The 21,200-nt window shown below is 73.4% G+C and carries 19 protein-coding genes; 8 read left to right on the forward strand and 11 right to left on the reverse strand.

Annotated features, from left to right (window positions below; genetic code table 11):
- Window positions 1-2: 2 nt before the first annotated feature.
- From J3S20_RS21515 to J3S20_RS21530, 4 genes are read right to left on the reverse strand one after another with little or no spacing between them, the layout of a single operon-like run.
- Window positions 3-914 carry a polyprenyl synthetase family protein gene (locus J3S20_RS21515; RefSeq protein ID WP_216838615.1) on the reverse strand — a complete coding sequence of 304 codons (912 nt, stop codon included), beginning with the start codon at window positions 912-914 and terminating at the stop codon, window positions 3-5.
- A 10-nt stretch (window positions 915-924) separates the two neighbouring features.
- Window positions 925-1,176, reverse strand: a complete 252-nt coding sequence (locus J3S20_RS21520) for an exodeoxyribonuclease VII small subunit (protein ID WP_216838616.1) — start codon at window positions 1,174-1,176, stop codon at window positions 925-927.
- A gap of 57 nt (window positions 1,177-1,233) precedes the next feature.
- Window positions 1,234-2,163: a histone deacetylase family protein gene (locus J3S20_RS21525; protein WP_216838617.1), complete on the reverse strand. Its 930-nt coding sequence runs from the start codon at window positions 2,161-2,163 to the stop codon at window positions 1,234-1,236.
- Window positions 2,160-2,411 (reverse strand): sulfurtransferase TusA family protein, encoded by a 252-nt coding sequence (locus J3S20_RS21530; RefSeq protein ID WP_216838618.1) that lies wholly within the window; start codon window positions 2,409-2,411, stop codon window positions 2,160-2,162. Before J3S20_RS21530 ends, J3S20_RS21525 begins: the two co-directional genes overlap by 4 nt.
- Before the next feature lie 109 nt (window positions 2,412-2,520).
- On the opposite strand from J3S20_RS21530, the gene J3S20_RS21535 reads away from it, so the two are divergent.
- The 4 genes from J3S20_RS21535 to J3S20_RS21550 all read left to right on the forward strand — a co-directional run bounded on the left by J3S20_RS21535 (window position 2,521) and on the right by J3S20_RS21550 (window position 7,952).
- On the forward strand, window positions 2,521-3,396 hold the full coding sequence (locus J3S20_RS21535) for an ROK family protein (RefSeq protein ID WP_216838619.1): 876 nt from the start codon (window positions 2,521-2,523) through the stop codon (window positions 3,394-3,396).
- Window positions 3,397-3,415: 19 nt separating this feature from the next.
- Entirely contained in the window at window positions 3,416-4,684 is a 1,269-nt protein-coding gene (locus tag J3S20_RS21540; RefSeq protein ID WP_216838620.1) for a DNA polymerase IV, read from the forward strand.
- Window positions 4,685-4,985: 301 nt separating this feature from the next.
- Window positions 4,986-6,875 (forward strand): hypothetical protein, encoded by a 1,890-nt coding sequence (locus J3S20_RS21545; RefSeq protein WP_216838621.1) that lies wholly within the window; start codon window positions 4,986-4,988, stop codon window positions 6,873-6,875.
- Window positions 6,876-6,959: 84 nt separating this feature from the next.
- Window positions 6,960-7,952, forward strand: a complete 993-nt coding sequence (locus tag J3S20_RS21550; RefSeq protein WP_216838622.1) for a TAXI family TRAP transporter solute-binding subunit — start codon at window positions 6,960-6,962, stop codon at window positions 7,950-7,952.
- A gap of 7 nt (window positions 7,953-7,959) precedes the next feature.
- On the opposite strand, the gene mmsB is transcribed toward J3S20_RS21550, so the two are convergent.
- Both mmsB and J3S20_RS21560 read right to left on the reverse strand, forming a co-directional pair.
- Window positions 7,960-8,835 (reverse strand): 3-hydroxyisobutyrate dehydrogenase, encoded by an 876-nt coding sequence (mmsB, locus tag J3S20_RS21555; RefSeq protein ID WP_216838623.1) that lies wholly within the window; start codon window positions 8,833-8,835, stop codon window positions 7,960-7,962.
- Window positions 8,836-8,888: 53 nt separating this feature from the next.
- Window positions 8,889-10,460: an alkaline phosphatase D family protein gene (locus J3S20_RS21560; protein ID WP_216838624.1), complete on the reverse strand. Its 1,572-nt coding sequence runs from the start codon at window positions 10,458-10,460 to the stop codon at window positions 8,889-8,891.
- 137 nt (window positions 10,461-10,597) lie between these two features.
- Between J3S20_RS21560 and J3S20_RS21565 the strand changes: the two genes are divergently transcribed.
- Both J3S20_RS21565 and J3S20_RS21570 read left to right on the forward strand, forming a co-directional pair.
- Entirely contained in the window at window positions 10,598-11,275 is a 678-nt protein-coding gene (locus J3S20_RS21565) for a hypothetical protein (protein ID WP_216838625.1), read from the forward strand.
- A gap of 36 nt (window positions 11,276-11,311) precedes the next feature.
- Window positions 11,312-12,076, forward strand: a complete 765-nt coding sequence (locus J3S20_RS21570; protein ID WP_216838626.1) for a lytic transglycosylase domain-containing protein — start codon at window positions 11,312-11,314, stop codon at window positions 12,074-12,076.
- 58 nt (window positions 12,077-12,134) lie between these two features.
- On the opposite strand, the gene clpB is transcribed toward J3S20_RS21570, so the two are convergent.
- Window positions 12,135-14,741, reverse strand: coding sequence for an ATP-dependent chaperone ClpB (gene clpB / locus J3S20_RS21575; RefSeq protein ID WP_216838627.1), 2,607 nt, complete (start codon window positions 14,739-14,741; stop codon window positions 12,135-12,137).
- 116 nt (window positions 14,742-14,857) lie between these two features.
- Between clpB and J3S20_RS21580 the strand changes: the two genes are divergently transcribed.
- A complete protein-coding gene (locus J3S20_RS21580) occupies window positions 14,858-15,634 on the forward strand; it encodes an MOSC domain-containing protein (RefSeq protein WP_216838628.1) in 777 nt (258 codons plus the stop codon).
- 50 nt (window positions 15,635-15,684) lie between these two features.
- On the opposite strand, the gene J3S20_RS21585 is transcribed toward J3S20_RS21580, so the two are convergent.
- The 4 genes from J3S20_RS21585 to hemC all read right to left on the reverse strand — a co-directional run bounded on the left by J3S20_RS21585 (window position 15,685) and on the right by hemC (window position 19,997).
- Window positions 15,685-16,956 (reverse strand): heme biosynthesis HemY N-terminal domain-containing protein, encoded by a 1,272-nt coding sequence (locus tag J3S20_RS21585; protein WP_216838629.1) that lies wholly within the window; start codon window positions 16,954-16,956, stop codon window positions 15,685-15,687.
- A 10-nt stretch (window positions 16,957-16,966) separates the two neighbouring features.
- A complete protein-coding gene (locus J3S20_RS21590; protein ID WP_216838630.1) occupies window positions 16,967-18,151 on the reverse strand; it encodes a hypothetical protein in 1,185 nt (394 codons plus the stop codon).
- Between the two features lie 64 nt (window positions 18,152-18,215).
- The gene (locus J3S20_RS21595) at window positions 18,216-18,968 is read right to left on the reverse strand and encodes a uroporphyrinogen-III synthase (RefSeq protein WP_216838631.1); all 753 of its coding nucleotides are present in this window, start codon (window positions 18,966-18,968) and stop codon (window positions 18,216-18,218) included.
- Window positions 18,969-19,997 carry a hydroxymethylbilane synthase gene (gene hemC, locus J3S20_RS21600; RefSeq protein ID WP_216838632.1) on the reverse strand — a complete coding sequence of 343 codons (1,029 nt, stop codon included), beginning with the start codon at window positions 19,995-19,997 and terminating at the stop codon, window positions 18,969-18,971.
- A gap of 94 nt (window positions 19,998-20,091) precedes the next feature.
- On the opposite strand from hemC, the gene tsaD reads away from it, so the two are divergent.
- On the forward strand, window positions 20,092-21,192 hold the full coding sequence (tsaD, locus tag J3S20_RS21605) for a tRNA (adenosine(37)-N6)-threonylcarbamoyltransferase complex transferase subunit TsaD (RefSeq protein ID WP_216838633.1): 1,101 nt from the start codon (window positions 20,092-20,094) through the stop codon (window positions 21,190-21,192).
- Window positions 21,193-21,200: the final 8 nt, after the last annotated feature.

A 21,200-nucleotide genomic window follows, 5' to 3' on the forward strand; every position in this document is an offset into this window, starting at 1 on the left:
TGTCAGCTCTTCCTCTCGATGGTGTAGGCGGCCAGGTCGCGCAGCAGCTCGGCGCGATCGCCGAAACTGTCCAGGTGGTCGCGGGCCTGGGTCACCAGCCGCTCCGCCTGCATCCGGGCCCGCTCGATCCCGAGCAGGCCGAGCAGGGTTGCCTTGCCGGCTTCCGCATCCTTGCCGGTGCGCTTGCCGGTTTCCGCCGCGCTGGCCGTCGCGTCCAATAGATCATCCGCGATCTGGAAGGCGGCGCCGAGGTCGCGGCCATAGGCGGCCAGCGCGTTGCGCTGCGCCGAGGGCGCCTTGCCGAGGATCGCGCCCGCCTCGGCCGCGAATTCGATCAGCCGGCCGGTCTTCAGCAGTTGCAGCCGGCCGACCTGCACCTCGTCCAGCGGCTCCGCCGCCGCTTCGGCCAGCATGTCCAGCATCTGCCCGCCGCACATGCCCCGCGCGCCGGCGGCGCGCGCCAGGCAGCGCACCAGCTCCGCTCGTACGGCGGGGTCGGAATGCGTCTCCTCCTCCGCCAGGGTGCCGAAGGCGGCGGCCTGCAGCGCGTCGCCGGCGATGATGGCGGTGGCCTCGTCGAAGGCCTTGTGCACGGTGGGCTTGCCGCGGCGCAGGTCGTCGTCATCCATTGCCGGCAGGTCGTCATGCACCAGGGAATAGGCGTGCAGCATCTCGATCGCCGCTGCGACGCGCAGCGCCGCCTGGCGGGAGACGCCGAATTGCCGCGCCCCCTCCAGCACCAGGAAGCCGCGCAGCCGCTTGCCGCCGCCGATCACGGCATAGCGCATGGCCGCCAGCAGCGGCGCTTCCGGCCCTTCGGCGGGCGGCAGGATCTGGTCGAGCGTCTGGTCGATTTCGGCCGCAGCCTCGGCGAGGGCGGACTGCAGCGGCGGAGGCGTGGCGGTATCGGGCATCAGGGCCCCCTCAGGCCAGGTCGCGCAGGCCGGCGGCCTGGCCGGGGCTGGATTCGACGATGGCCTGCACCTTGGCCTCGGCCTCGGCCAGCTTCGCCTCGCAATGCCGGCGCAGGGCGGCGCCGCGTTCATAGGCCGCGACGGCTTCTTCCAGCCTGCCCTTGCCCGATTCCAGGTCCTTCACGATCCCCTCCAGCTCCGCCAGCGCATCCTCGAAGGAAAGGGAGGCGACGGGCCTTGCCGTGTCAGGCTGAGTTGACATCAGACTTGTCATCCATGGGAAGGAAAAAGATGAGGCGGTGTCCGCCGCCGCCAAGGGTCAGGCCCGCATCAGGGTGCGGACATGGGCGGCGGTGGACAGCGCGAGCGCCTCCAGGTCGTAGCCGCCTTCCAGCAGGCTCACCAGCCGGCCCTGGGCATGACGATCCGCCAGGGCGCAAAGTTCCGCAGTGAGCCAGGCGAAATCCGGCTCCCGCACCCGGAGCTGGGCCAGGGGGTCGCTGGCGTGGGCGTCAAAGCCGGCTGACACCAGGATGAGTTCGGGGACGAAACCGTCAAGCGCGGGCAACAGCTCGCGCTCCCAGACCGCCCGGAAGGCGGCGCCATCGGCGCCGGGGGGCAGCTTGGCGTTGAAGATATTGCCGACGCCGGTTTCCGAGGAATCGCCGGTGCCGGGATAGAGCGGCCATTGATGGCTGCTGGCATAGAACAGGCTGGAATCGGTGGCGAAGCAGGCCTGGGTGCCATTGCCGTGGTGCACGTCGAAATCCACCACCGCGACGCGCGCCAGGCCATGGACCGCCTGGGCGTGGCGGGCGGCCACCGCCGCATTGGCGAACAGGCAAAAGCCCATGGGGCGATTGGGCTCGGCATGGTGACCGGGGGGGCGGGTGGCGCAGAAGACGCGACGCACCTCCCCGGTGCACACCGCATCCACGCCGGCCACCGCGGCGCCGGCGGCGCGCAGCGCGGCCTCGGCGCTGCCGGCGCTCATCAGCGTATCGGCGTCGAGTGCCACGATCTCATCGCCCTCCGGCCGGATGCCGAGGATGGCGTCCACATAGCCGGCAGGATGGACACGGAGCAGCTGTTCCACGGTGGCGAGCGGCGCCTCCGCCCGGATGAGATCGACGAATTCGCCGGCATCCAGCGCCCGCAGCACGGCGCGCAGCCGGTCCGGGCATTCCGGATGGCCCTCGCCCGGGTCATGGCGCAGGCAGGCCAGGTGCGTGAAGAGCAGGACGCTCATTCCTCAGGCGCCTCGGGCCGGTCTTCGCGCTTGCGCAGCGTGAAGCGGAACAGGCCCTTTTCCTCGGAGAATCCCACCAGCGCATGGCCGGTCTCCGCCGCATAGGCCCGGAAATCCTTCACGCTGGCCGGGTCCGTCGCCAGCACCACCAGCCGCGCGCCGGCCGGCAGCGACCGCAAGGCCTTGTTCGCCTTCAGGACCGGCAGGGGGCAGGTCAGGCCTTGGACATCCAGCAGCGTCTCGCTCATGCGCCCGAGTCCACCACCCCGGCGCCGAAAGGGCAAGCGCCGCCGCTTGCGAGGCGCGGCCCTCGGCGCCCGCCTTGCGGGGCGACCCGCCGGGCGCCACCTTGCGGGCATGACCTGGCGCATCGGCATCGATCTCGGCGGCACCAAGACGGAGGTGGCGGCGCTGGACCCCGGCGGCGCCCTGCGGCTCCGCCGCCGCCTGCCCACCCCCGCAACCTACGAAGCCACCGTCGCGCAGATCGGCGCCATGGTCGAAGCCGCCGAGGCCGAGATCGGCGAGGCCGCGCGCGTCGGCTGCGGCATCCCGGGCAGCGAAAGCCCGGCCACCGGCCTGATCCGCGGTGCCAATTCCACCTTCCTGAACGGCCGCCCCCTGGGCCATGACCTCTCGGCCCGGCTCGGCCGCCCGGTGCGGCTGTCCAACGACGCCAATTGCCTGGCGATGAGCGAATTCCACGACCATCCCGGCTCCGGCTTCGCCGTCATCCTCGGCACCGGCGTGGGCGGCGGGCTGGTGGTGAACGGGCGCCTGGTGGAGGGCCGGAACCGCGTGGCCGGCGAGTGGGGCCATACCCCCCTGCCCTGGATGACCCCGGCCGAATTCCCCGGCCCCGCCTGCTGGTGCGGCCAGCACGGCTGCATCGAGACCTTCCTGTGCGGCCCCGCCCTGGCCCGCGACGCCGACGGGCCCGAGGCACGCGACGCCTCCACCCTGCCCGCCCGTGCCGCCGCCGGCGAGGTGCGCGCCCAGGCGGCGCTGGACCGGCACGTGGAGCGGCTGGCCCGCGCGCTGGCCGGGGTCATCAACCTGCTGGACCCGGAAGTCCTCGTGCTCGGCGGCGGCCTGTCCAACATGGCGCATCTGTACGAGGCGCTGCCCCGGCTGATCCCGCGCCACGTCTTCTCCGACAGTTTCGACACGCCCATCATCCAGGCCCGGCACGGCGACAGTTCCGGCGTGCTCGGCGCGGCCCGGCTGTGGTGAGCGCGATGCGCGCGCGCTGATGCCCGCGGTCTGCCGGGACTGCCTGGCCCGCGATCCGCCGGGGCCGCGCTGCCCGGCTTGCGGCGGCCGGCGCATCGTCCGGCATGAGGCGCTGTTCGCGCTCTCCATCGCCCATATCGATTGCGACGCCTTCTACGCCAGCATCGAGAAGCGCGACCGCCCCGAGCTGCTGGCCCGCCCCGTGATCGTCGGCGGCGGGCGGCGCGGCGTGGTCTCGGCCGCCTGCTACCTGGCCCGCACCCGCGGCGTGCGCAGCGCCATGCCCATGTTCAAGGCCCTCGCCGCCTGCCCGGATGCGGTGGTGATCAAGCCGGACATGGCCAAATACGTGGCCGTCGCCCGCGAGATGCGGGAGATGATGGAGGCGCTGACGCCCTTGGTGCAGCCGCTGTCGATCGACGAGGCGGTGCTGGACCTCTCGGGCACCGAGGCGCTGCACCGCGCCCCGCCGGCCGTGGTGCTGGCGCGCTTCGCCGGGGCGGTGGAACGGCAGCTCGGCATCACCGTCTCCATCGGCCTGGCGCCCAACCGGCTGCTTGCCAAACTGGCGGCGGAGCGGGACAAGCCGCGCGGCTTTGGCGTCTTCGGCGCCGAGGCCGCCGATTGGCTGGCGCAGCAGCCCGTGACCCTGCTGCCCGGCATCGGCCCGGCCTTCGCCCGCAAGCTGGGCGCCGCCGGCTTCACCCGGCTCGGCCAGCTGGCGGGGCTGGAGGCGCGGGAGGCCGCGCGCCGCTTCGGCGAGGAAGGCCCCGGCCTGGTGGCCCGCGCCCGCGGCGAGGATTCGCGGCGGGTCGACCCGGCGCGGGAGACGAAGAGCATCTCGGCCGAGACCACCTTCGATACCGACCTGCGGAGCCTGGCGGAGCTGGAAGTGCCGCTGTGGCGGCTGTGCGAGAAGCTCGGGCGGCGGCTGTCCGAGAAGGGGCTGGCGGCGGCGGGGGTGGTGCTGAAGCTGAAGACGGCGAATTTCGAGAACCGCACGCGGACGGTACGGCTCGGGCGGCCCACGAAACTGCCCGAGATGCTGTTCCGGGCGGCGCAGCCGATGCTGGCGAAGGAGGCGACGGGGACGGCCTTCCGGCTGATCGGCGTGGGGTCGCAGCCGCTGGCGCCGGGGGATACGGCGGATCTGCCGGACCTGGCGGACCCGGATTCGGCGCGCAGGGCGGACAGGTGGGCGGCGGTGGAGAAGCTCCGGGCGCGCTTCGGCGCGGATGCCGTGGTCAGCGGGCGGCTGCTGCCCGGCAAGACACGACCGCCGACGTAAGCGGCCAATCCGGAAGTCGAGAGACTGAATCTAAGATCAATCTTCTGTTTTTTTGTTTACAGAAATTCGAACCCAGAATAATAACGTCATCACAATACCAGGAACACTGCCGGTTATTCTGGCAAAATCATGGCGTTCGCTTCATCTTGCCTGGAATGGAGCGCATCCTTTCTGTCGGAAGCGTACCGGCCATAGGGCGCTTGCAGCCATGATTACCGCGTCAAGCCTTAGCGCCGAGCCTGCCGGAGGTTTCAACGCCCTGGATATTGCCTGCCATGGGCTGGCGGATCTCGGGTGGCAGGTGGTCGCGCTCCGGGCCGAGGCCGAGTTGATCCTGGCGCATCCGGCGCTGGGGCTGGCGCTGCTGGACCTGTCTGCCGGTGCGGGGCCCGACCCGGTCGCCCTGCTGCGCGCGCGCCTCACGGGCATCGGCTTCGGTGCGGCCTTTCCCGGCGTGCTGCCGATCGTCCACCGGGTGTTGAGCGAGCAGGACCTGTGGCGCCTGCCGCTGATCCTCGACCATGCCTTCGCGGCCCGGCCCACGATCGGGCAGCGCGGCCAGGGCTGGATCACCGCCCTGCAGGCCACCTACCTGCCGCCGGCGGTGGAGCCGCAGCCGGTGGCCGAGCCGGTCGCAGAGGCCAGGCCCGCGCGCGAGGCAATGCCGACGCTTCAGGACCCGTCACCGGAGATTGCGGCGCCGCCCACCGCCGCGCGAAGCCGCCGGCTGCTGGTTCCGATCTGCAGCGTCGCCGCGCTGGCGCTCGGCCTCGGGGCGGCCCTGTTGCAGGTGGCGGGCGGCGCGCAGGCGCCGTCCCCGGCCATACCGGGCGGCGCATCCCAGGTCGCGCACCAGGCGCCGCAACAGGCCATCCCGGACCCATCGGCCGAAGGCGAGACCGGATCCTCGGGCGAGGCTGACCTGGCGATGGCCGCCCTCATCGCCCCGGGTGCTGAGCCGGAAGGGGCGGCCGAAACGGGCCTTGCGGAAGCGCCGGCCTATCCGCGCCTGTCCGAGGAGCCCGACCCATCCGCCACGGCGGAGGACCGCGCCATCGACCCGCCGCCCAGTGACCCGGCACCTGCCGAGGCGGAAGCCCGCCCCGCCTTGCCGGGCCGCGCAATGGCCGCCGCCGAGACGCAGCCGGACCGCGCCGCGGAACCGCCGGCGCCTGGACCGGCGAAGGCGTCCAAGCCCGAGATGGCGCGCAGCAAATCCGCCGACATCCGGGAGTCCGAGGCCGCGCCGCCGCCGGTGCCCCCCATGGCGCACCGTGAGGCGCCGGGTGAGTCCGCGCCCCAGGCCCAGACCCCGGCGACACCGCCAGCCCCGCCCCCGGTTGTGGAAGCCGCGCCGATCCCCGTGGCCCCGGTCGAAGCTGTGCCAACGCCGAGCGCCGCATCCGCGATGACGGCGGCACCGGCGCCCGCGCGGACTCCGGCCGAGCCGGGCGACGATGCCACGGACCCGCCCGCCCCCTTGGCCGATGCCGCGCCGCCTTCGCTGATCGCGCCATGGCTGCCGCCGGCAGAGGTGCCGCCGCCCGCGGTCGCACAGGCCGCAGCGGAAGATGGCACGGAAGCGCCCGCCCCCTCGGCCGGCTCCGCTCCGGCCGCGCCCGTGCCGCCGCAGGTGGAGGCGCCGGCACCGCCGCTCGCCACAACACAGGCCCCGCCAGGCCAGGATGCCGCGGAGGTGCCCCTGCACTTGCCCGATGCCGCGCCGCCTTCGCCGGCCGCGCCCTGGCTGCCGCCGGCAGAGGCACCGGCGCAGGCGGTGCCCCAGGTCGCGCCGGGGCCGGATATCGCGGCACCTTCGCCCAGTCCAGCGCCGGCTTCGCCCGCCGCGCCCGCGGTGACACAGGCCGCGACAGGCCGCGATGCCGCGGAACCGTCCGCGCCTGCAACCGCGGCCCGGCCGCCGGTCGCCGCAACGCCCGCCATGGATCCGCGGGTGGTCGCCATGCTGGTCACGCGGGGCGAGGAGATGATGGCTCGCGGCGATATCTCCGCCGCGCGGCTGCTCTTTGCCCGCGCCGCCGCATCCGGCAGCGCCGCCGCCGCCACCGCCATGGGTCGCAGCTTCGACCCCGAGGTGCTGCGCCAGCTCAGCGTGCGCGGCATCCGGCCGGACGCGGAGCAGGCGGCCCAGTGGTATCGCCGCGCGGCCGAACTCGGTGCCCGCCCTTAGGCGCCGGCTCACCGCCAGACCGCCCGGCGCGTCCAGCCGCCGGCGGCCCACGCCGTTGCAATGCCCTCAGGCAGGAGTCCAGGGATGACCGCACGATCCGCAACCGGCGAAGCGCCCGCCGCGAAAGCCCTGCGGCGGCCCCTGCTGCTGGCCGCAGCCGCCGGCCTGCTGGCCCCCGCCGCCCGCGCCCAGCCGCTGCCCGGCAATTCCGTCGCACGCCTCAACGCGCTGGCGGCGCGGGCCAATGCCGGCACGGTGGGGCTGATCGCCGGCGGGGTGGACGGCACCTATATCCGCATCGCCACGGATCTGGCCGCGGTGCTGGACGATGGCGACCGGCTGCGGGTGATTGCCATGATCGGCCGCGGCTCTTTGCAGAACATCGCGGATATCATGGTGCTGCGCGGCGTGGACCTCGGCATCGTGCAGTCAGACGTGCTGGCCTATGCGCGCCGCGAAAGCCTGTTCCCCTCGGTCGAGCGCCTGATCCAGTACGTCTGCAAGCTGTATGACGAGGAGATCCACATCCTCGTCCGCCCCGGCATCGAGCGGGTGCAGGATCTGGCGGGGCAGCCGGTGAACGTGGATCTTCGCGGCAGCGGCACGGCGATGACCGCCTCCCTCGTCCTGGGCCTGCTCGGCGTGCAGGTGCGCGAGCAGCACGACCCCCAGGATGTGGCGCTGGAGCGGTTGCGCCGCGGGGAGATTGCGGCGCTGGTCTATGTGGCGGGCAAGCCGGCGCGGCTGTTCACCGGAATCCGCCCCGATGAGGGGCTGCGCCTGCTGCCGCTGCCGGCCGAGGCCGCGGTGCTCGAAACCTACCTGCCCGCCCGCTTCGCCGCCACCGACTATCCGGCGCTGGTGCCGGAGGGCGGCACGGAGACCCTGGCGGTGGGCGCGGTTCTGGCCGTCTATGCCTGGCCCTCCGGCACCGAGCGCCACCGCAAGGTCTCGCGCTTCATCGAGGCGCTGAACGCCAACTTCGACAAGTTCCTGCTGCCGCCGCGCCACCCAAAATGGCGTGAGGTGAACCTCTCCGCCAGCGTGCCGGGCTGGACCCGGTTCGAGGGGGGGTGAGTCGCGATCAGCCCGAATCCCTGATCGTCTCGATCGCCCCCGAGAAGTCCTTCGCCCCGCCCCCGGCCTCCACGAAGCGGCGGTAGACCGCCAGGGCCGTCTCCCCCACCGGAAGTTCCACCCCCGCCGCCTGCGCCGCCCCCAGCGCCAGCCCCAGGTCCTTCAGCATCAGATTCGCAGAAAACCCCGGCACGTAATCCCGATTGGCCGGGCTCCCCGGTACCGGCCCCGGCACCGGGCAATAGGTCGTCAGGCTCCAGCTCTGGCCTGACGACTTCGACGCCACATCGAACAGCGCCTGGTGCGAAAGCCCCAGCTTCTCGGCGAGCACAAAGGCCTCGCAGGTCACCAGCATGGTCGCCGCCAGCATCATGTTGTTGCAGGCCTTGGCCGCCTGGCCCGCCCCGGCCGCGCCGCAATGGATGGCGGCGCGGCCCATCTGCAGCAGCAGCGTCTCCACCGCAGCGAAGGCGGCGGCATCGCCGCCCACCATGAAGGTCAGCGTCCCGGCCTCCGCCCCCATCACCCCGCCGGAGACCGGCGCGTCCAGGAAGGCGCGGCCGCCGCCCTCCGCCACTTCGCGCGCCGTCGCCACGTCGATGGTGGAGCAGTCCACCAGCACCGCCTCCGCCGGGCTCGCCGCCGCGATGCCGCCGGCGCCCAGATAGGCCTCCCGCACATGGGGGCCGGCGGGCAGCATGGTGAAGACGAAGGCGGCGCCGGTCGCGGCGGCCGCGGCGCTCTCGGCCGGCGTCGCGCCAGGCACGGATTGCAGGGCGGCGGGCGAGAGGTCGAAGACCGTCACCGCATGCCCGGCCTTCACCAGGTTCCGCGCCATCGGCGCGCCCATATTGCCGAGGCCGATGAAGCCGATGCGAGCCATGGCGCCGAATCCCCCCTCCCGTGTTCTGGGCGGAAGGCTAGGGCCGAAATCGGTCAGGCGGAATGCAGAAGCGGCGCGCCGGCCTCCACCACGAAGCGGCCCCGATCCTCTACCGGGGCGCCGGGGCTGCTGACGAAGGGCACGGCGCGGAACACCGTGGCGCAGCGATCGCCGCCGAACTGGTGCAGGGCATAGCCGCGGCGGTTGTTGTGGAAGGCGATATGGGGATTGGCCGCCAGCAGCGCCGCCGTGCCGCGCCGCTGCTCGCTGCCATCGCCGTCGCTGCTGATGGAGGTCGCGGTGAATTCGGTGGCGAGCGGCGGCCCCTCCGGCTCTGCCGCGATGGTGGCGGCATAGGCGCTGTGCACATCGCCGGACAGCACCACGGTATTGGCCACGCCGCGGTCGCGCAGCCCGTGCAGCAGCCGGGCGCGGGCGGCCGGGTAGCCGTCCCACTTGTCCATGGCGATGGCGCCATTGGGAAAGGCCCGGGCGAACATCGGCACCTGCTGCGCAAGCACCTGCCAGGTGGCGCCGCTGGTCGCCGCACCATCCAGCAGCCAGGCCTCCTGCGCCGGGCCGAGCACCTGGGCGTCAGCTCGAAAAACCTCGGCGCAGGGCGGCTTGGTGCCGTCGCCACAGGGCTGGTCGTCGCGATGGCCGCGCGTGTCCAGCAGGTGCAGCGCGACGTGGCGGCCATAGGCCAGGCGGCGATGCGCGGTGATGCGCGGCCCCTCCGGCCAGGCGGTGCGGCGCACCGGCATGTGCTCGTACCAGGCCTGGAAGGCGGCGGCCTTGCGCAGGTCGAATTCGAGGCCGGCCTCGCCGCGGCCGCCGATGCCGCCGGTCCAGTTGTTCGCCACCTCATGGTCGTCGAAGGTCACGGCGAAGGCATGGGCGGCGCTGGCCGCCGCCAGGTCCGGGTCCAGCCGGTATTGCGCATGGCGGGCGCGGTATTCGGCCAGGCTGAAGGTCTCGCCGCCCGCATGGCTGCGGACGGTGCTGCGGCCGCCGGAGACGGCGCCGACCGGGCGGGCCGAGTATTCGTAGATGAAGTCGCCATAGTGGAAGACGAGGTCCACCTCCTCCTGCGCGATGTGGCGCCAGGCAGTGAACAGGCCGTGCTCGTAGTGCTGGCAGCCGGCGGTCACCAGGCGGAGGCTGGCCGCGGCCTGCGGGGCGGGGGCGGTGCGGGCCTGGCCGCCGGGGCTGGACTGGCCGCCGAGCAGGAAGCGGTAGAAATAGGGCCGCTGAGGCTGCAGCCCTTCCAGCTCCACATGCACGCTATGCGCCAGCTCCGGCCGGGCCATCGCCTGGCCCTGGGCGACGATGCGGGCGAAGCCGGGGTCCTCCGCCACCTGCCAGGCCACCTCCACCGCCAGCGGCGGCATGCCGCCATCCGGCGCCAGGGGCTCGGGCGCCAGGCGGGTCCAGATGACGAAGCCATCCGGCATGGGGTCGCCGGCCGCGACGCCCAGCGTGAAGGGGTTTCGGGGCCAGGCGCCCTGGGCCATGGCGCGCTGGCCGAGGGCGGGCCCCAGCGCCGCCAGCCCCGCCAGCCCGGTGGCCCCCCGCAACAGGCCGCGGCGCGAAAGCTCGGCCAGATGTCGCCGCACCGATGCCATCGAGGATCCACCTTTGTCGCCTGGGATCAATTCTGTGCGGCCGGGCCGCGCGGACGGCAAGGGGGCCTTCGGTGATGATCGGGATGGCTGGGCGGGCGGGTGGCAGGCGGGCGCGGGCTGGCCTATGCACAGGGGCCATGCCCACGCCCCGCATCCTCCCCCTGCTGCTGCTCGCCCCCCTGGCGCTCGCCGGCTGCCGCCCGAGCTATTCGCCGGACGATTATGCGACCGCGGCGGTGCAGCAGATGAACCGGGTGGAGCAGGCCGTGATCATCGGCCGCCGCCAGGTGACGGTGACGGCGGAAGGCACCACCGGCGCCACCACCGGCGGCGCGGCCGGCGGCATCGTGGGTTCCCAGGCGCCGGGCGGGAACATGGCGGGCGCCATCGGCGCGGTGGGCGGCGCGCTGGTCGGCGGGTTGCTGGGCTCGGCGACGGAGCGGGTGGCGGGCAATACCACCGCCTATGAATACATCGTCCGCAAGGCGAATGGCGACCTGGCCTCGGTGACGCAGCGGGACGATATCCCACTCTCGATCGGGGAAAGGGTGCTGGTGATCGCCGGCAACCAGGCGCGCATCGTGCCCGACTATACCCAGACGGTGCCGGAGGCGGAGGGCGGCGCGGCCCAGGCGCCCGCCGCAGCCCCGGCCCCCGGCCCGGCGCCGGCCGCACATCCGGAAGCCCCGCCCGCTACGCCGCCGGCGCCGCCCGCCGGCGAAGCGCCCGCCGGCCCGTCGCCCGGCAGCGCCGCGCCGGTGCCCGAGGCCCCCGCCACCGAACCGCTGGCCGCACCCCCCTCCCCCATCCTTTAGCGCGGGTCCTGGCACGCGGCTTGCGCTGCCGGGGGCATGACCCGCCCCTGCCTGATCCTCACCCTGCTCGCCCTTCTCCTCGCCGCCAGCCCCGTCTGGAGCCCAGCCTGGGCCGAGGCCGGCCTGCAATGCCGCGCCGCCATCCAGCAAGCAGAACGCGAGGCCGGCATCCCCGCGCATCTGCTGACCGCCATCGGCCGCGTCGAATCCGGCCGGCGGGACCCGGAAAGCGGCGCCTTCCACCCCTGGCCCTGGACCATCAATGCCGAGGGCCGTGGGCAATTCTTCGCCACCAAGGCGGCAGCGATTGCCGGGGTGCAGGCCCTGCAGGCCCAGGGCATGCGCTCCATCGATGTCGGCTGCATGCAGATCAACCTGCGCCACCATCCGGAGGCCTTCGCCAATCTGGAGGCCGCCTTCGACCCGCTGACCAATGCCCGCTACGCCGCCCGCTTCCTGGGCGAGTTGAACGCCAGCCGCAACGACTGGACCCGCGCCGCCGCCGCCTACCATTCCCAGACGCCGGAGCGCGCGGAGCCCTATCGGGAGCGGGTGATGGCCGCCTGGGCGCAGGAACAGGGCCGGCCGCATCCGCCGGTGGCGCTGGCCGCGGCCAGCCCGCGCGCCACGCCGCCGGCGGTGCCGCCCGGCTCCGGCGGTGCCGGCCTGTCCAATGGGGCGGAACGCGCCACCGTCATCGCCGCGCCGGCCGGCACGGCGGGGCGGGGGCTGGATGCCTATCGCAGCCTGCCGGTGCCGATCGCCGGCCGCAGCCCGGGCCTGCTGCTGACGCGCCGCTGACCAGAAATGCGTTCAGATGATGCCATCTGAACGCATATCGCTCTCGCCCTGACCCCGCTCAGGCCGCGGCCTGGGCCGGATCGGCGGCGCCAGGCGCCAGCGGCCGCAGTTCCAGCCCATCCGGGCTGGCGCTGACGCGCACCACCGTGCCGTCATGCAGCGAGCCTTCCAGCAGCAGCCCCGCCAGCTTGTCCTGCAGGCTGCGCTGGATCACGCGCTTCAGCGGGCGGGCGCCGTAGCTGGGATCGTAGCCGGCTTCCGCCAGCCATTCCCGCGCCGCCTCGTCCAGCTCCAGCGTGATCTTGCGATCCTCCAGCAGCTTCCGCAGGCCGCGCAGCTGGATGTCCACGATGGAGGCCATGTCGCTGCGCGCCAGGCGGCGGAACAGCACCACCTCGTCCAGCCGGTTCAGGAATTCCGGCCGGAAGCGTTCCCGCACCGCCCGCATCACCGCCGGCCGCGCCGCCTCGATGTCGCTGGTCTCCGGCAGTTCCGCGATGGCCTGGCTGCCGAGGTTGCTGGTCAGCACGATGATGCAGTTGCGGAAATCCACCGTGCGGCCCTGGCCATCGGTCAGGCGGCCATCGTCCAGCACCTGCAGCAGGATGTTGAAGACGTCGTCATGCGCCTTCTCCACCTCGTCGAACAGGATCACCTGGTAGGGCCGGCGGCGGATCGCCTCGGTCAGCGTGCCGCCTTCCTCGTAACCCACATAGCCGGGCGGCGCGCCGATCAGCCGGGCGACGGCGTGCTTCTCCATGAATTCGGACATGTCGATCCGGGTCATGGCGCGGTCGTCGTCGAACAGGAAAGCGGCCAGCGACTTCACCAGCTCCGTCTTGCCGACGCCGGTCGGGCCGAGGAACAGGAAGCTGCCGATCGGGCGGTTCGGGTCCTGCAATCCGGCACGCGCCCGGCGCACGGCCTTGGCCACCGCCTCCAGCGCCTCCTCCTGGCCGACCACCCGCTTGCGGAGCTGGTCTTCCATCTGCAGCAGCTTGGCGCGCTCGCCCTCCAGCATCTTCTCCACCGGGATGCCGGTCCAGCGGGAGACGACGGCGGCGATCGCCTCCTCCGTCACCGCCTCGTTCACCAGCCGCGCATCGCCATCCCCGGCCTCGGCCAGCTTCTTCTCCAACTGCGGGATGACGCCGAAGCGGAGCTCGGAGGCCTTCGCCAGGTCGCCGCGATTCTGCGCCAGGTCGAATTCCGTCCGCGCGTGGTCCAGCTGCTCCTTCAGCTTTTGGCTTTCCACGACGAGCGACTTCTCCGCCTCCCAGCGCGCGGTCATCTCGCCGGAGCGCTCCTCGAGCTCAGACAGCTCCTTCTCCAGCTTCTGCAGGCGATCCTTGCTGGCACTGTCGCTCTCCTTGCGCAGCGCCTCACGCTCGATCTTCAGCCGCATCAGGTCGCGGTCGATCGCGTCCAGCTCCTCCGGCTTGCTGTCCACCTGCATGCGCAGGCGCGAGGACGCCTCGTCCATCAGGTCGATGGCCTTGTCCGGCAGGAAACGGTCCGTGATGTACCGGTTGGACAGCGTGGCAGCCGCCACCAGCGCGCCGTCCGTGATGCGGACGCCGTGATGCAGCTCGTACTTCTCCTTGATTCCGCGCAGGATGGAGACGGTGTCCGCCACGCTGGGCTCGCCCACCATCACCGGCTGGAAGCGCCGCGCGAGCGCCGCGTCCTTCTCCACATGCTTGCGGTATTCATCGAGCGTGGTGGCGCCGACGCAATGCAGTTCGCCGCGGGCCAGCGCCGGCTTGATGAGGTTGGACGCATCCATCGCGCCATCCGCCTTGCCCGCGCCGACCAGCGTATGCATCTCGTCGATGAACAGCACGATGTCGCCGGCGGCCTCCTCGACCTCCTTCAACACGCCCTTCAGCCGTTCCTCGAATTCGCCGCGATACTTCGCGCCGGCGACCATGCTGCCGAGGTCGAGCGCCATCACCTTCTTGTTCTTCAGCGCCTCCGGCACGTCGCCGCGCACGATGCGCAGCGCCAGGCCTTCCACGATGGCGGTCTTGCCGACGCCGGGCTCGCCGATCAGCACGGGGTTGTTCTTGGTGCGGCGGGCGAGGACCTGGATGGTGCGGCGGATTTCCTCGTCGCGGCCGATCACAGGGTCGAGCTTGCCTTCCTGCGCCAGGGCGGTCAGGTCGCGCGCGTATTTCTTCAGCGCGTCGAACTGGTCCTCGGCGTTCTGGCTGTCCACGGTGCGGCCCTTGCGGAGCGTCGCGATGGCGGCCTCCAGCTTCGCTGCATCGGCATTGGCGGCGCGAAGCGCGCGGCCGGCCTGGCCCTCGCTGGCGGCCAGCGCCACCAGCAGCCGGTCCTGCGCCACGAAGCTGTCGCCGGCCTTGGTCGCGGCCTGCTGGGCCGCGTCCAACACGCGCACGATGTCCGGCGTAAATTGCGGCTGGCCGGCGCCGGCGCCCTGCACCTTCGGCTGGCGGGCGATTTCCGCATCCACCGATTGCTTGGCGAGGTTCGGATCGCCGCCTGCCGCGCGGATCAGCCCCGCGGCCGCGCCCTGCTCGTCATCGAGCAGCGCCTTCAACAGGTGTTCGGGCGTGACGCGCTGGTGGAATTCGCGAATGGCGATGGTTTGCGCGGCCTGGAGGAAACCCCGGGCGCGGTCGGTGAATTTCTCGATGTCCATTCCTGCTGTCCCTCTCCTGAGCGGACTGGCGGCGCCCCTCGCCCCCGATCGGGCAGCGCGGATCGCCTTCGGGCTGGATGTGGTAAGTCGGGTTGCAGCGCTTCAAGGGGTTTCGCATGCGGGTGGAACGGATCTTTCGCTTCCCGGTCAAGGGCCTCTCACCCGAGGCGATGGAGGAGGTGGCGCTGACCCCGGGCGAGGGCCTGCCCGACGACCGCCGCTTCGCCTTCGCCCAGGGCGACAGCCCCTTCGACCCGGCCGCGCCCGTCTGGCTGCAGAAGCGCCATTTTGCGTGTTTGATGGCGAATGCGCGGGTGGCGGCGATCCGCTCCGCCTATGATCCCGCCAGCAACACCCTGCTGCTGCGGGCGGAGGGCGTGGCGCCGCTGCAGGCGGACCTCTCCAGCCAGGCCGGGCGCGACGCCGCCGCCGCCTGGATGACCGCCTATCTCGGGCCGGAGGCGCGCGGCGCGCTGCGCTTCGCCGAGGCGCCGGGCCATGCCTTCACCGATATCGCGGCCAAGGCGGTGTCCCTGGTCGGGCTAGCCTCGGTCCAGGCGCTCGGCGCGCGCTTCGGCATGGAGCTGGACCCGCTGCGCTTCCGGGCGAATATCCTGTTCTCCGGCGCCGCGCCTTTCGCCGAATTCGACTGGATCGGGCGGGAGATCCTTCTGGGCGGCGCCCGGCTGCGCGTCTTCAAGCGCACCCAGCGCTGCGCCGCGACCGAGGTGAACCCGGCCACGGCGGAGCGCGACGCGAAGCCGCCGAAGTGGTTGCGGGAGGCCTATGGCCATGCCGATCTCGGCGTCTATGCGGAGGTGCTGGAAGGCGGCCGGGTCGCCACGGGCGATGCGCTGGAGCCGGTGCAGGGCGAGCTGCTGGGCCGCGCCTGAGAGGCTGGAAGCCCTCTCCCCAGTGCGGGGGAGAGGGCTTTTCGACAAGCCTACCCCACCGTCGCCGGCAGGGTCTGCGGGCTGGCCCAGTTGATGGTTCCCACCGCCTGGCACTTCGGGCAGACCGGGTCCCAGGCCTCGTGGTCCGTGCCGCAGGCGGCGCAGCGCCAGCGGGGCTCGGGGGCGGCGGTGGCGGCCTGGCGCAGCCAGCGGGCCTGGGCGGCGCGGCCCTCCGGCGTCTCGCCATGCTCCACCTCCTCCAAATCGCTCAGCGCCAGGAAGGCGCGGCGATCGGCCTGGTTGGCGGCGACCAGCGTATCCAGCTCCTGCCGCGCCCGGCCGGTCAGCCCGGCCTCCAGCGCCGCGCGGCCAACCAACAGCCGGCTTTCGGGATGGCGCGGGCTGCCCTTGGCCAGCGTCTCCGCCGATTTCATGCGGGCCAGCGGGTCCACATCCTCGGCCAGGTAGTCCCGCGCCAGGTCCGGATGCGGCCGCGCCGCCCAGGCCTGCTCCAGCACGGTCCGCGCCCGGCGCGGGCTGCCATTCTCCTTCAGCCGGCGGGCATGGGCCAGCGCGGCCGGGGCGAAGCCCGGATCGGCGGCGAAGCCCTGGCGTTCCAGCTCCGCAGCACGGGTCGGGTCCGGCTCCTGCCCCGCGGCGGCGAGTGCCAGCGCGGCCTGGCCGGCGCCGGGCGGGGCGAGGGTCAGCGCCTCGCGCCAGTCGCGCATCCGCAGGGCCAGCGTCTCCCGTTCCTGGCGCAGCCAGGCGGCGCCGGGCTGGGCGGCCTCGGCCTCCCGCGCCAGGCGCTGCGCGGCGGGCCAGTCCTCGCGCTGGATCGCCTGCCGCAGCAGCCCGCGCAGGCCGAGGAAGCGCGCATCCGGTGTGGCGGCGAGCTGGCGGAAAATCTCGGTCGCGGCCTCCTCGCGGCCGGCCAGGCGCTCGGCCTCGGCGGCCAGCAGCAGGGTCTGCGGCGTATCGCCCAGACCCTTGCGGGCGCGCTTCACCTCGATGCGCGCGGCGTCCGGCGTGCCGGCGGCCAGGGCCACCAAGGCGCGGGTCAGCGCCGCATCACCCTCACCCCGGCGGCGAGCGGCGCGGCGGTCGCGGATCCGGCCGGGCAGGCGCCGCAGGGCGGAGACGGCCACCAGCAGCAGGTGCAGCAGCAGGAACAGCACCGCCAGCAGCAGCAGCGCCACCGGCAGGCTGACCAGCACCTCGGCATCGGCCACGCGGATTTCCACCGCGCCGCCGACCTGGGCGATCCACAGGATGCCGGCGATGCCGGCGGCGAGAAGAACGAGATAGATCAGCGCGCTGCGCATGGTCCGGTCCTCAGCCCGCGGCCAGGCCGCGGAGCGCGGCGCGGGCGGCGACCAGCGCCTCCGCCTGCTCGACCCAAGGGCGCATCGCCTCCTGCGCCGGGGGCGACAGGCGGCGCAGCGGCGCCAGACTGCCTTCCAGGTCGCCGGCCTCCAGCGCGCGGCGGGACTTTTCGATCTCGGCTGCCGCGGCATCGCCCCACAGCACTTCCTCGCCCCGGCGCACGGTGACCAGGCTGGAGAGGCGGGAGACGGCGGAATCCAGCACGCCCTGGCCCTCGCGGGCCGGGTCGCTGGCCGCGCGGGCGGCGCGGGCGGCGTCCTCGAAGGTGAGGCGCAGCTGCGCCTCGGTGGGAGGCGCGGCCGCCGCGAAGCGGGTCAGCGCGGCGGGCGGGTCGCGCAGCGTGCCCAGCGCGCCGCCGAGCGGCCGGCCGGCCTCCAGCGCCGCGCGCAGCTGGTCGAGCGTCGCCAGACGTCCGGCGCGGCCTTCCAGCGCGGCCAGGCGCTGCGCCTGGCCTTCCAGTTCCTGGATGCGGGCAGCCTGCGCCTCCGCCTGCGCACGGCGCTCGGCCAGCGCCGATTCCAGGGCGGCGATGCGCGAGGTCAGCTGCGATTCGACGGTGCCGATGCGCTGCGCCGCCTGGGCCTGGGCCTGCTCGGCGGTGCCGAGGCGGGTGGCCAGTTCGCGCGCCACGCCTTCGATGCGGGCGGAGCTGGCGGTGGCGCGGGCTTCCTCCTGCCGGATCGCGGCCTCGGCGCGCTGCGCCAGGCCATCGACGCGCTGGCCCAGCGCCTCCACCGCCGCGCGCGGGGCGAGAGTCTCGAGCGCGCTCCGCGGCGCGAGAGTCTCGAGCGCGCTCCGCGGCGCGAGACCTTCCAGCGCGCCCCGCGGCGCGAATTGCGCGGTGTCCACCGCGGGGCGATCCGCGGCCGCCCGCGCCGCGCGCTCGGCGGCGGCGATGCGGGTCTCCAGCGGCGCCAGGTCGGGCCCGGCGCGCCCCTCCAGCGACGCCAGCCGGGCCTCCAGCGCCTGGACCCGCTCCGCCGAGGCGGCCGGATCGCCGGAGGCCTGCGGCAGGGGGCGGGAGAGCAGCCAGGCGACGGCGCCCACCAGCACGATGGCCGCGACCAGGATCGGCAGGGCGGCGGGATCCAGGCGGAGCCGCGCGGCGAGGGAGGGGGGAGGGTTGGTGCTCATGGGTCTCCTGGCGCAGCGAAAGGGTCCAGGTCTCGCGGACAGGCCGCGGGACCTGGAGGATGCGTCATAGCAAAGGCCGGCCGCCCTGCCCCGCCGGGGCGGGGCCGAGCAGCGCCAGCAAGGCTTCCTCGGTCGGCCGTGCAGCCACGCACAGCGCGCGCCAGTGCAACGGATCAAGCGCCCGCCGGGCTGCTTCCGCAACCCGAGGGCTGATCACCAACGCGGACATCCGCGCGATCGTCGCCGCATGCCCGGCCTCCCGGAACAAAGTGATGGCACAGCCGGCCGAGCGAGGCGAGTGGAACAGGATTTTTGAGACGCCTTCCGCGCCGACCCTCCGCAACACGTCATCCGGCAGGCGGGTGGCGGGGCGGGCGGCATAGGCGATGCGGCGCAGCACCCGGAAGCCGCGGGCGCGCAGATCCGCCGCCAGGTCCAGCGAATAGCCCTGGCCGACCGCCAGCAGCAGCGGTCCGCCTTCGGGGTTCAACCGCGCCGTTGCCAGCCGGGCAAGGTCCGCGGCGGTGCCCTCCGCCGCCTCGGCCTGATACCAGCCGGCCTCCCGCGCCGCCTCGGCCGTCGCCGCGCCCACTGCCAGCAGCGCCAGGCCCGGGCGGGGCGGCGGCAGGGCGCGGGCGGCGGCGCGGCTGGTCACCAGCACGGCCTGGCAGGGCGGCAGGGCGACGGGGCGTGGCGCCAGCACCAGGGCCGGGGCTAGCAGCGGCTGCCAGCCGAGTGCCGCGAGCCGCGCGGCCGTCTCCGCCCCGCCCGGCTCCGGGCGGGTCACCAGGACGGTGCGGGAGGCGTCAGCCGGCAATCAGGCAAACAGGTCGGCGGGGCTGTCCCGGCGCAGGCTGTCGCCGAGCTCGCGCCCCAGCGCCGCGGCCTGCGCCACCTCGCCCAGCGCACTGCGCTTCAGGAGGAAGGAGCCGTCGGCGCGGGCCACCAGCCCGGTCAGGTGCAGCCGGCCGTCGCTCAGCAGCCGGGCATGGCCGCCGATCGGGGTGCGGCAGGATCCGTCCAGCGCGGCCAGCAGGCTGCGCTCCGCCTGGCTGACCGCCGCGGCCTCCCGGTCCTCGATGGCGGAGAGCAGCTCGTGCAGCTCCACATCGTCGGCCCGGACGGTGACGCCGACGATCCCCTGGCCGGCGGCGGGCACCATGGCATCCGGGTCCAGCACGACCGAAGCGCGGTCCTCCATCTCCAGCCGGCGCAGGCCGGCCAGCGCAAGAAGGGTGGCCGCCGGGCCGCCCTCGGCCTGCAGCTTGGACAGGCGGGTCTGCACATTGCCGCGGATCATCTCGATGCGCAGATCGGGCCGGGCATGCAGGATCTGCGCCTGGCGGCGGACGGAGGCGGTGCCGATCACGGCGCCGGCGGGCAGCGCCGCGAAGGGGTCGGAAGGGTCCGGCGCGCCGCAGGACGGGCCGAGGATCAGCGCATCCCGCGCATCCTCGCGCCGCAGGGTGCAGGCGAGCACGATGCCGGGCGGCAGCTCCGTCTCCAGGTCCTTTAGGCTGTGGACGGCGAAGTCGATCCGGCCATCCAGCAGCGCCTCATGGATCTCCTTGGCGAACAGGCCCTTGCCGCCGATATCGGCCAGCCGCCGGTCTTGGATGCGATCGCCGGAGGTGGCGATGGCATGTTCCTCGAAGGCTTTCGCGTCGCGCAGCACCGGGCAGAAGCGGGTGATGATCGACAGGAAGTGCCGCGTCTGCCACAGCGCCAGCGGCGAGCCGCGCGTGCCGACGCGCAGCGGCAGGCTGCGGAAATGCGGCCGGATGGGATTGGCTGCCTGGCGGGCCTGGGCCCCGTGATAGGGCCTGGGGGGATGTACGGCGGACATGCCGCCTATTAGGCCCCGCAAGGCGCGGTTGAAAGTGGCGCGCGTGAAACTGGCGTCGTCGATTGATGCCGTCGATGAAAGGACGAAAATTCGGATGCGGGAGCTGCGTGACGAGGATCTGGTGCTGGGCCTCGAATCCTCCTGCGACGAGACCGCCGCCGCCATCCTGCGCGCCGATGGCACCATCCTGGCCGAGGCCGTGCTCTCCCAGCTCGCCGAGCACACGCCCTATGGCGGCGTGGTGCCGGAGATCGCGGCGCGGTCGCACCTGGCGCATCTGCCGGCGCTGGTCCGCCGGGTGCTGGACCAGGCGGGCACCACCCCGGCCGGCCTCGCGGCGGTGGCGGCGACGGCCGGGCCGGGCCTGATCGGCGGGCTGATCGTGGGGGCGACGCTCGGCAAGGGGATCGCGATCGCCCAGGGCCTGCCCTACCTCGCCATCAACCACCTGGAGGGCCATGCGCTGACGCCGCGGCTGCCGGGGGTGCATCCGGGTGGCGTCGCGCCGGAGGCGCGCGGCGCCTTGGCCTTTCCCTACCTGCTGCTGCTGCTCTCGGGCGGGCATTGCCAATGCGTGCTGGTGGAGGGGGTGGGCCGGCACCGGCGCCTGGGCACCACGCTGGACGACGCCGTGGGCGAGGCTTTTGACAAATCCGCCAAGCTTCTGGGCCTGCCCTGGCCGGGCGGGCCGCATCTCGAAAGGCTGGCCGGCGCAGGGGACGCGAAGCGATTCAGCCTGCCGCGGCCGCTGTATGGGCGGGAGGGCTGTGATTTCTCCTTCAGCGGGCTGAAGACGGCGGTGGCGAATATCGTGGCCAAAGGGCTGGACGACCAGGGCCGCGCCGACCTCGCCGCCGGCTTCCAGGCCGCCGTCTCCGCCACGCTCGCCAATCGCGCGGCGCATGCCTTGGCCATGGCGCCGGGGGCGACGGCGCTGGTGGTCTCGGGCGGGGTCGCGGCGAACCAGGGGATCCGCGCCGCCCTGGCCGAGGTCGCCGCGAAGGCCGGGCTTCCGCTGGTGGCGCCGCCGATCCGGCTGTGCACGGACAATGCGGTGATGATCGCCTGGGCCGGGATCGAGCGGCTGCGCGCGGGGCTGACGGAGCCGCTGGACCACGCGCCGCGGCCGCGCTGGCCGCTGGCGGAGTTGGCCGCGCCGGAACCGGGGATATGTCGGCACGTTCATCCGGCCTGATCTGACTC

Source organism: Falsiroseomonas tokyonensis (assembly GCF_019024325.1).
Lineage (GTDB): Bacteria > Pseudomonadota > Alphaproteobacteria > Acetobacterales > Acetobacteraceae > Falsiroseomonas > Falsiroseomonas tokyonensis.

Coding starts and splice junctions, on each gene's coding strand:
- J3S20_RS21515 (WP_216838615.1), bottom strand. CDS start 914: ATGCCCGATACCGCCACGCCTCCGCCGCTGCAGTCCGCCCTCGCCGAG.
- J3S20_RS21520 (WP_216838616.1), bottom strand. CDS start 1,176: ATGTCAACTCAGCCTGACACGGCAAGGCCCGTCGCCTCCCTTTCCTTC.
- J3S20_RS21525 (WP_216838617.1), bottom strand. CDS start 2,163: ATGAGCGTCCTGCTCTTCACGCACCTGGCCTGCCTGCGCCATGACCCG.
- J3S20_RS21530 (WP_216838618.1), bottom strand. CDS start 2,411: ATGAGCGAGACGCTGCTGGATGTCCAAGGCCTGACCTGCCCCCTGCCG.
- J3S20_RS21535 (WP_216838619.1), top strand. CDS start 2,521: ATGACCTGGCGCATCGGCATCGATCTCGGCGGCACCAAGACGGAGGTG.
- J3S20_RS21540 (WP_216838620.1), top strand. CDS start 3,416: ATGCCCGCGGTCTGCCGGGACTGCCTGGCCCGCGATCCGCCGGGGCCG.
- J3S20_RS21550 (WP_216838622.1), top strand. CDS start 6,960: ATGACCGCACGATCCGCAACCGGCGAAGCGCCCGCCGCGAAAGCCCTG.
- mmsB (WP_216838623.1), bottom strand. CDS start 8,835: ATGGCTCGCATCGGCTTCATCGGCCTCGGCAATATGGGCGCGCCGATG.
- J3S20_RS21560 (WP_216838624.1), bottom strand. CDS start 10,460: ATGGCATCGGTGCGGCGACATCTGGCCGAGCTTTCGCGCCGCGGCCTG.
- J3S20_RS21565 (WP_216838625.1), top strand. CDS start 10,598: ATGCCCACGCCCCGCATCCTCCCCCTGCTGCTGCTCGCCCCCCTGGCG.
- J3S20_RS21570 (WP_216838626.1), top strand. CDS start 11,312: ATGACCCGCCCCTGCCTGATCCTCACCCTGCTCGCCCTTCTCCTCGCC.
- clpB (WP_216838627.1), bottom strand. CDS start 14,741: ATGGACATCGAGAAATTCACCGACCGCGCCCGGGGTTTCCTCCAGGCC.
- J3S20_RS21580 (WP_216838628.1), top strand. CDS start 14,858: ATGCGGGTGGAACGGATCTTTCGCTTCCCGGTCAAGGGCCTCTCACCC.
- J3S20_RS21585 (WP_216838629.1), bottom strand. CDS start 16,956: ATGCGCAGCGCGCTGATCTATCTCGTTCTTCTCGCCGCCGGCATCGCC.
- J3S20_RS21590 (WP_216838630.1), bottom strand. CDS start 18,151: ATGAGCACCAACCCTCCCCCCTCCCTCGCCGCGCGGCTCCGCCTGGAT.
- hemC (WP_216838632.1), bottom strand. CDS start 19,997: ATGTCCGCCGTACATCCCCCCAGGCCCTATCACGGGGCCCAGGCCCGC.
- tsaD (WP_216838633.1), top strand. CDS start 20,092: ATGCGGGAGCTGCGTGACGAGGATCTGGTGCTGGGCCTCGAATCCTCC.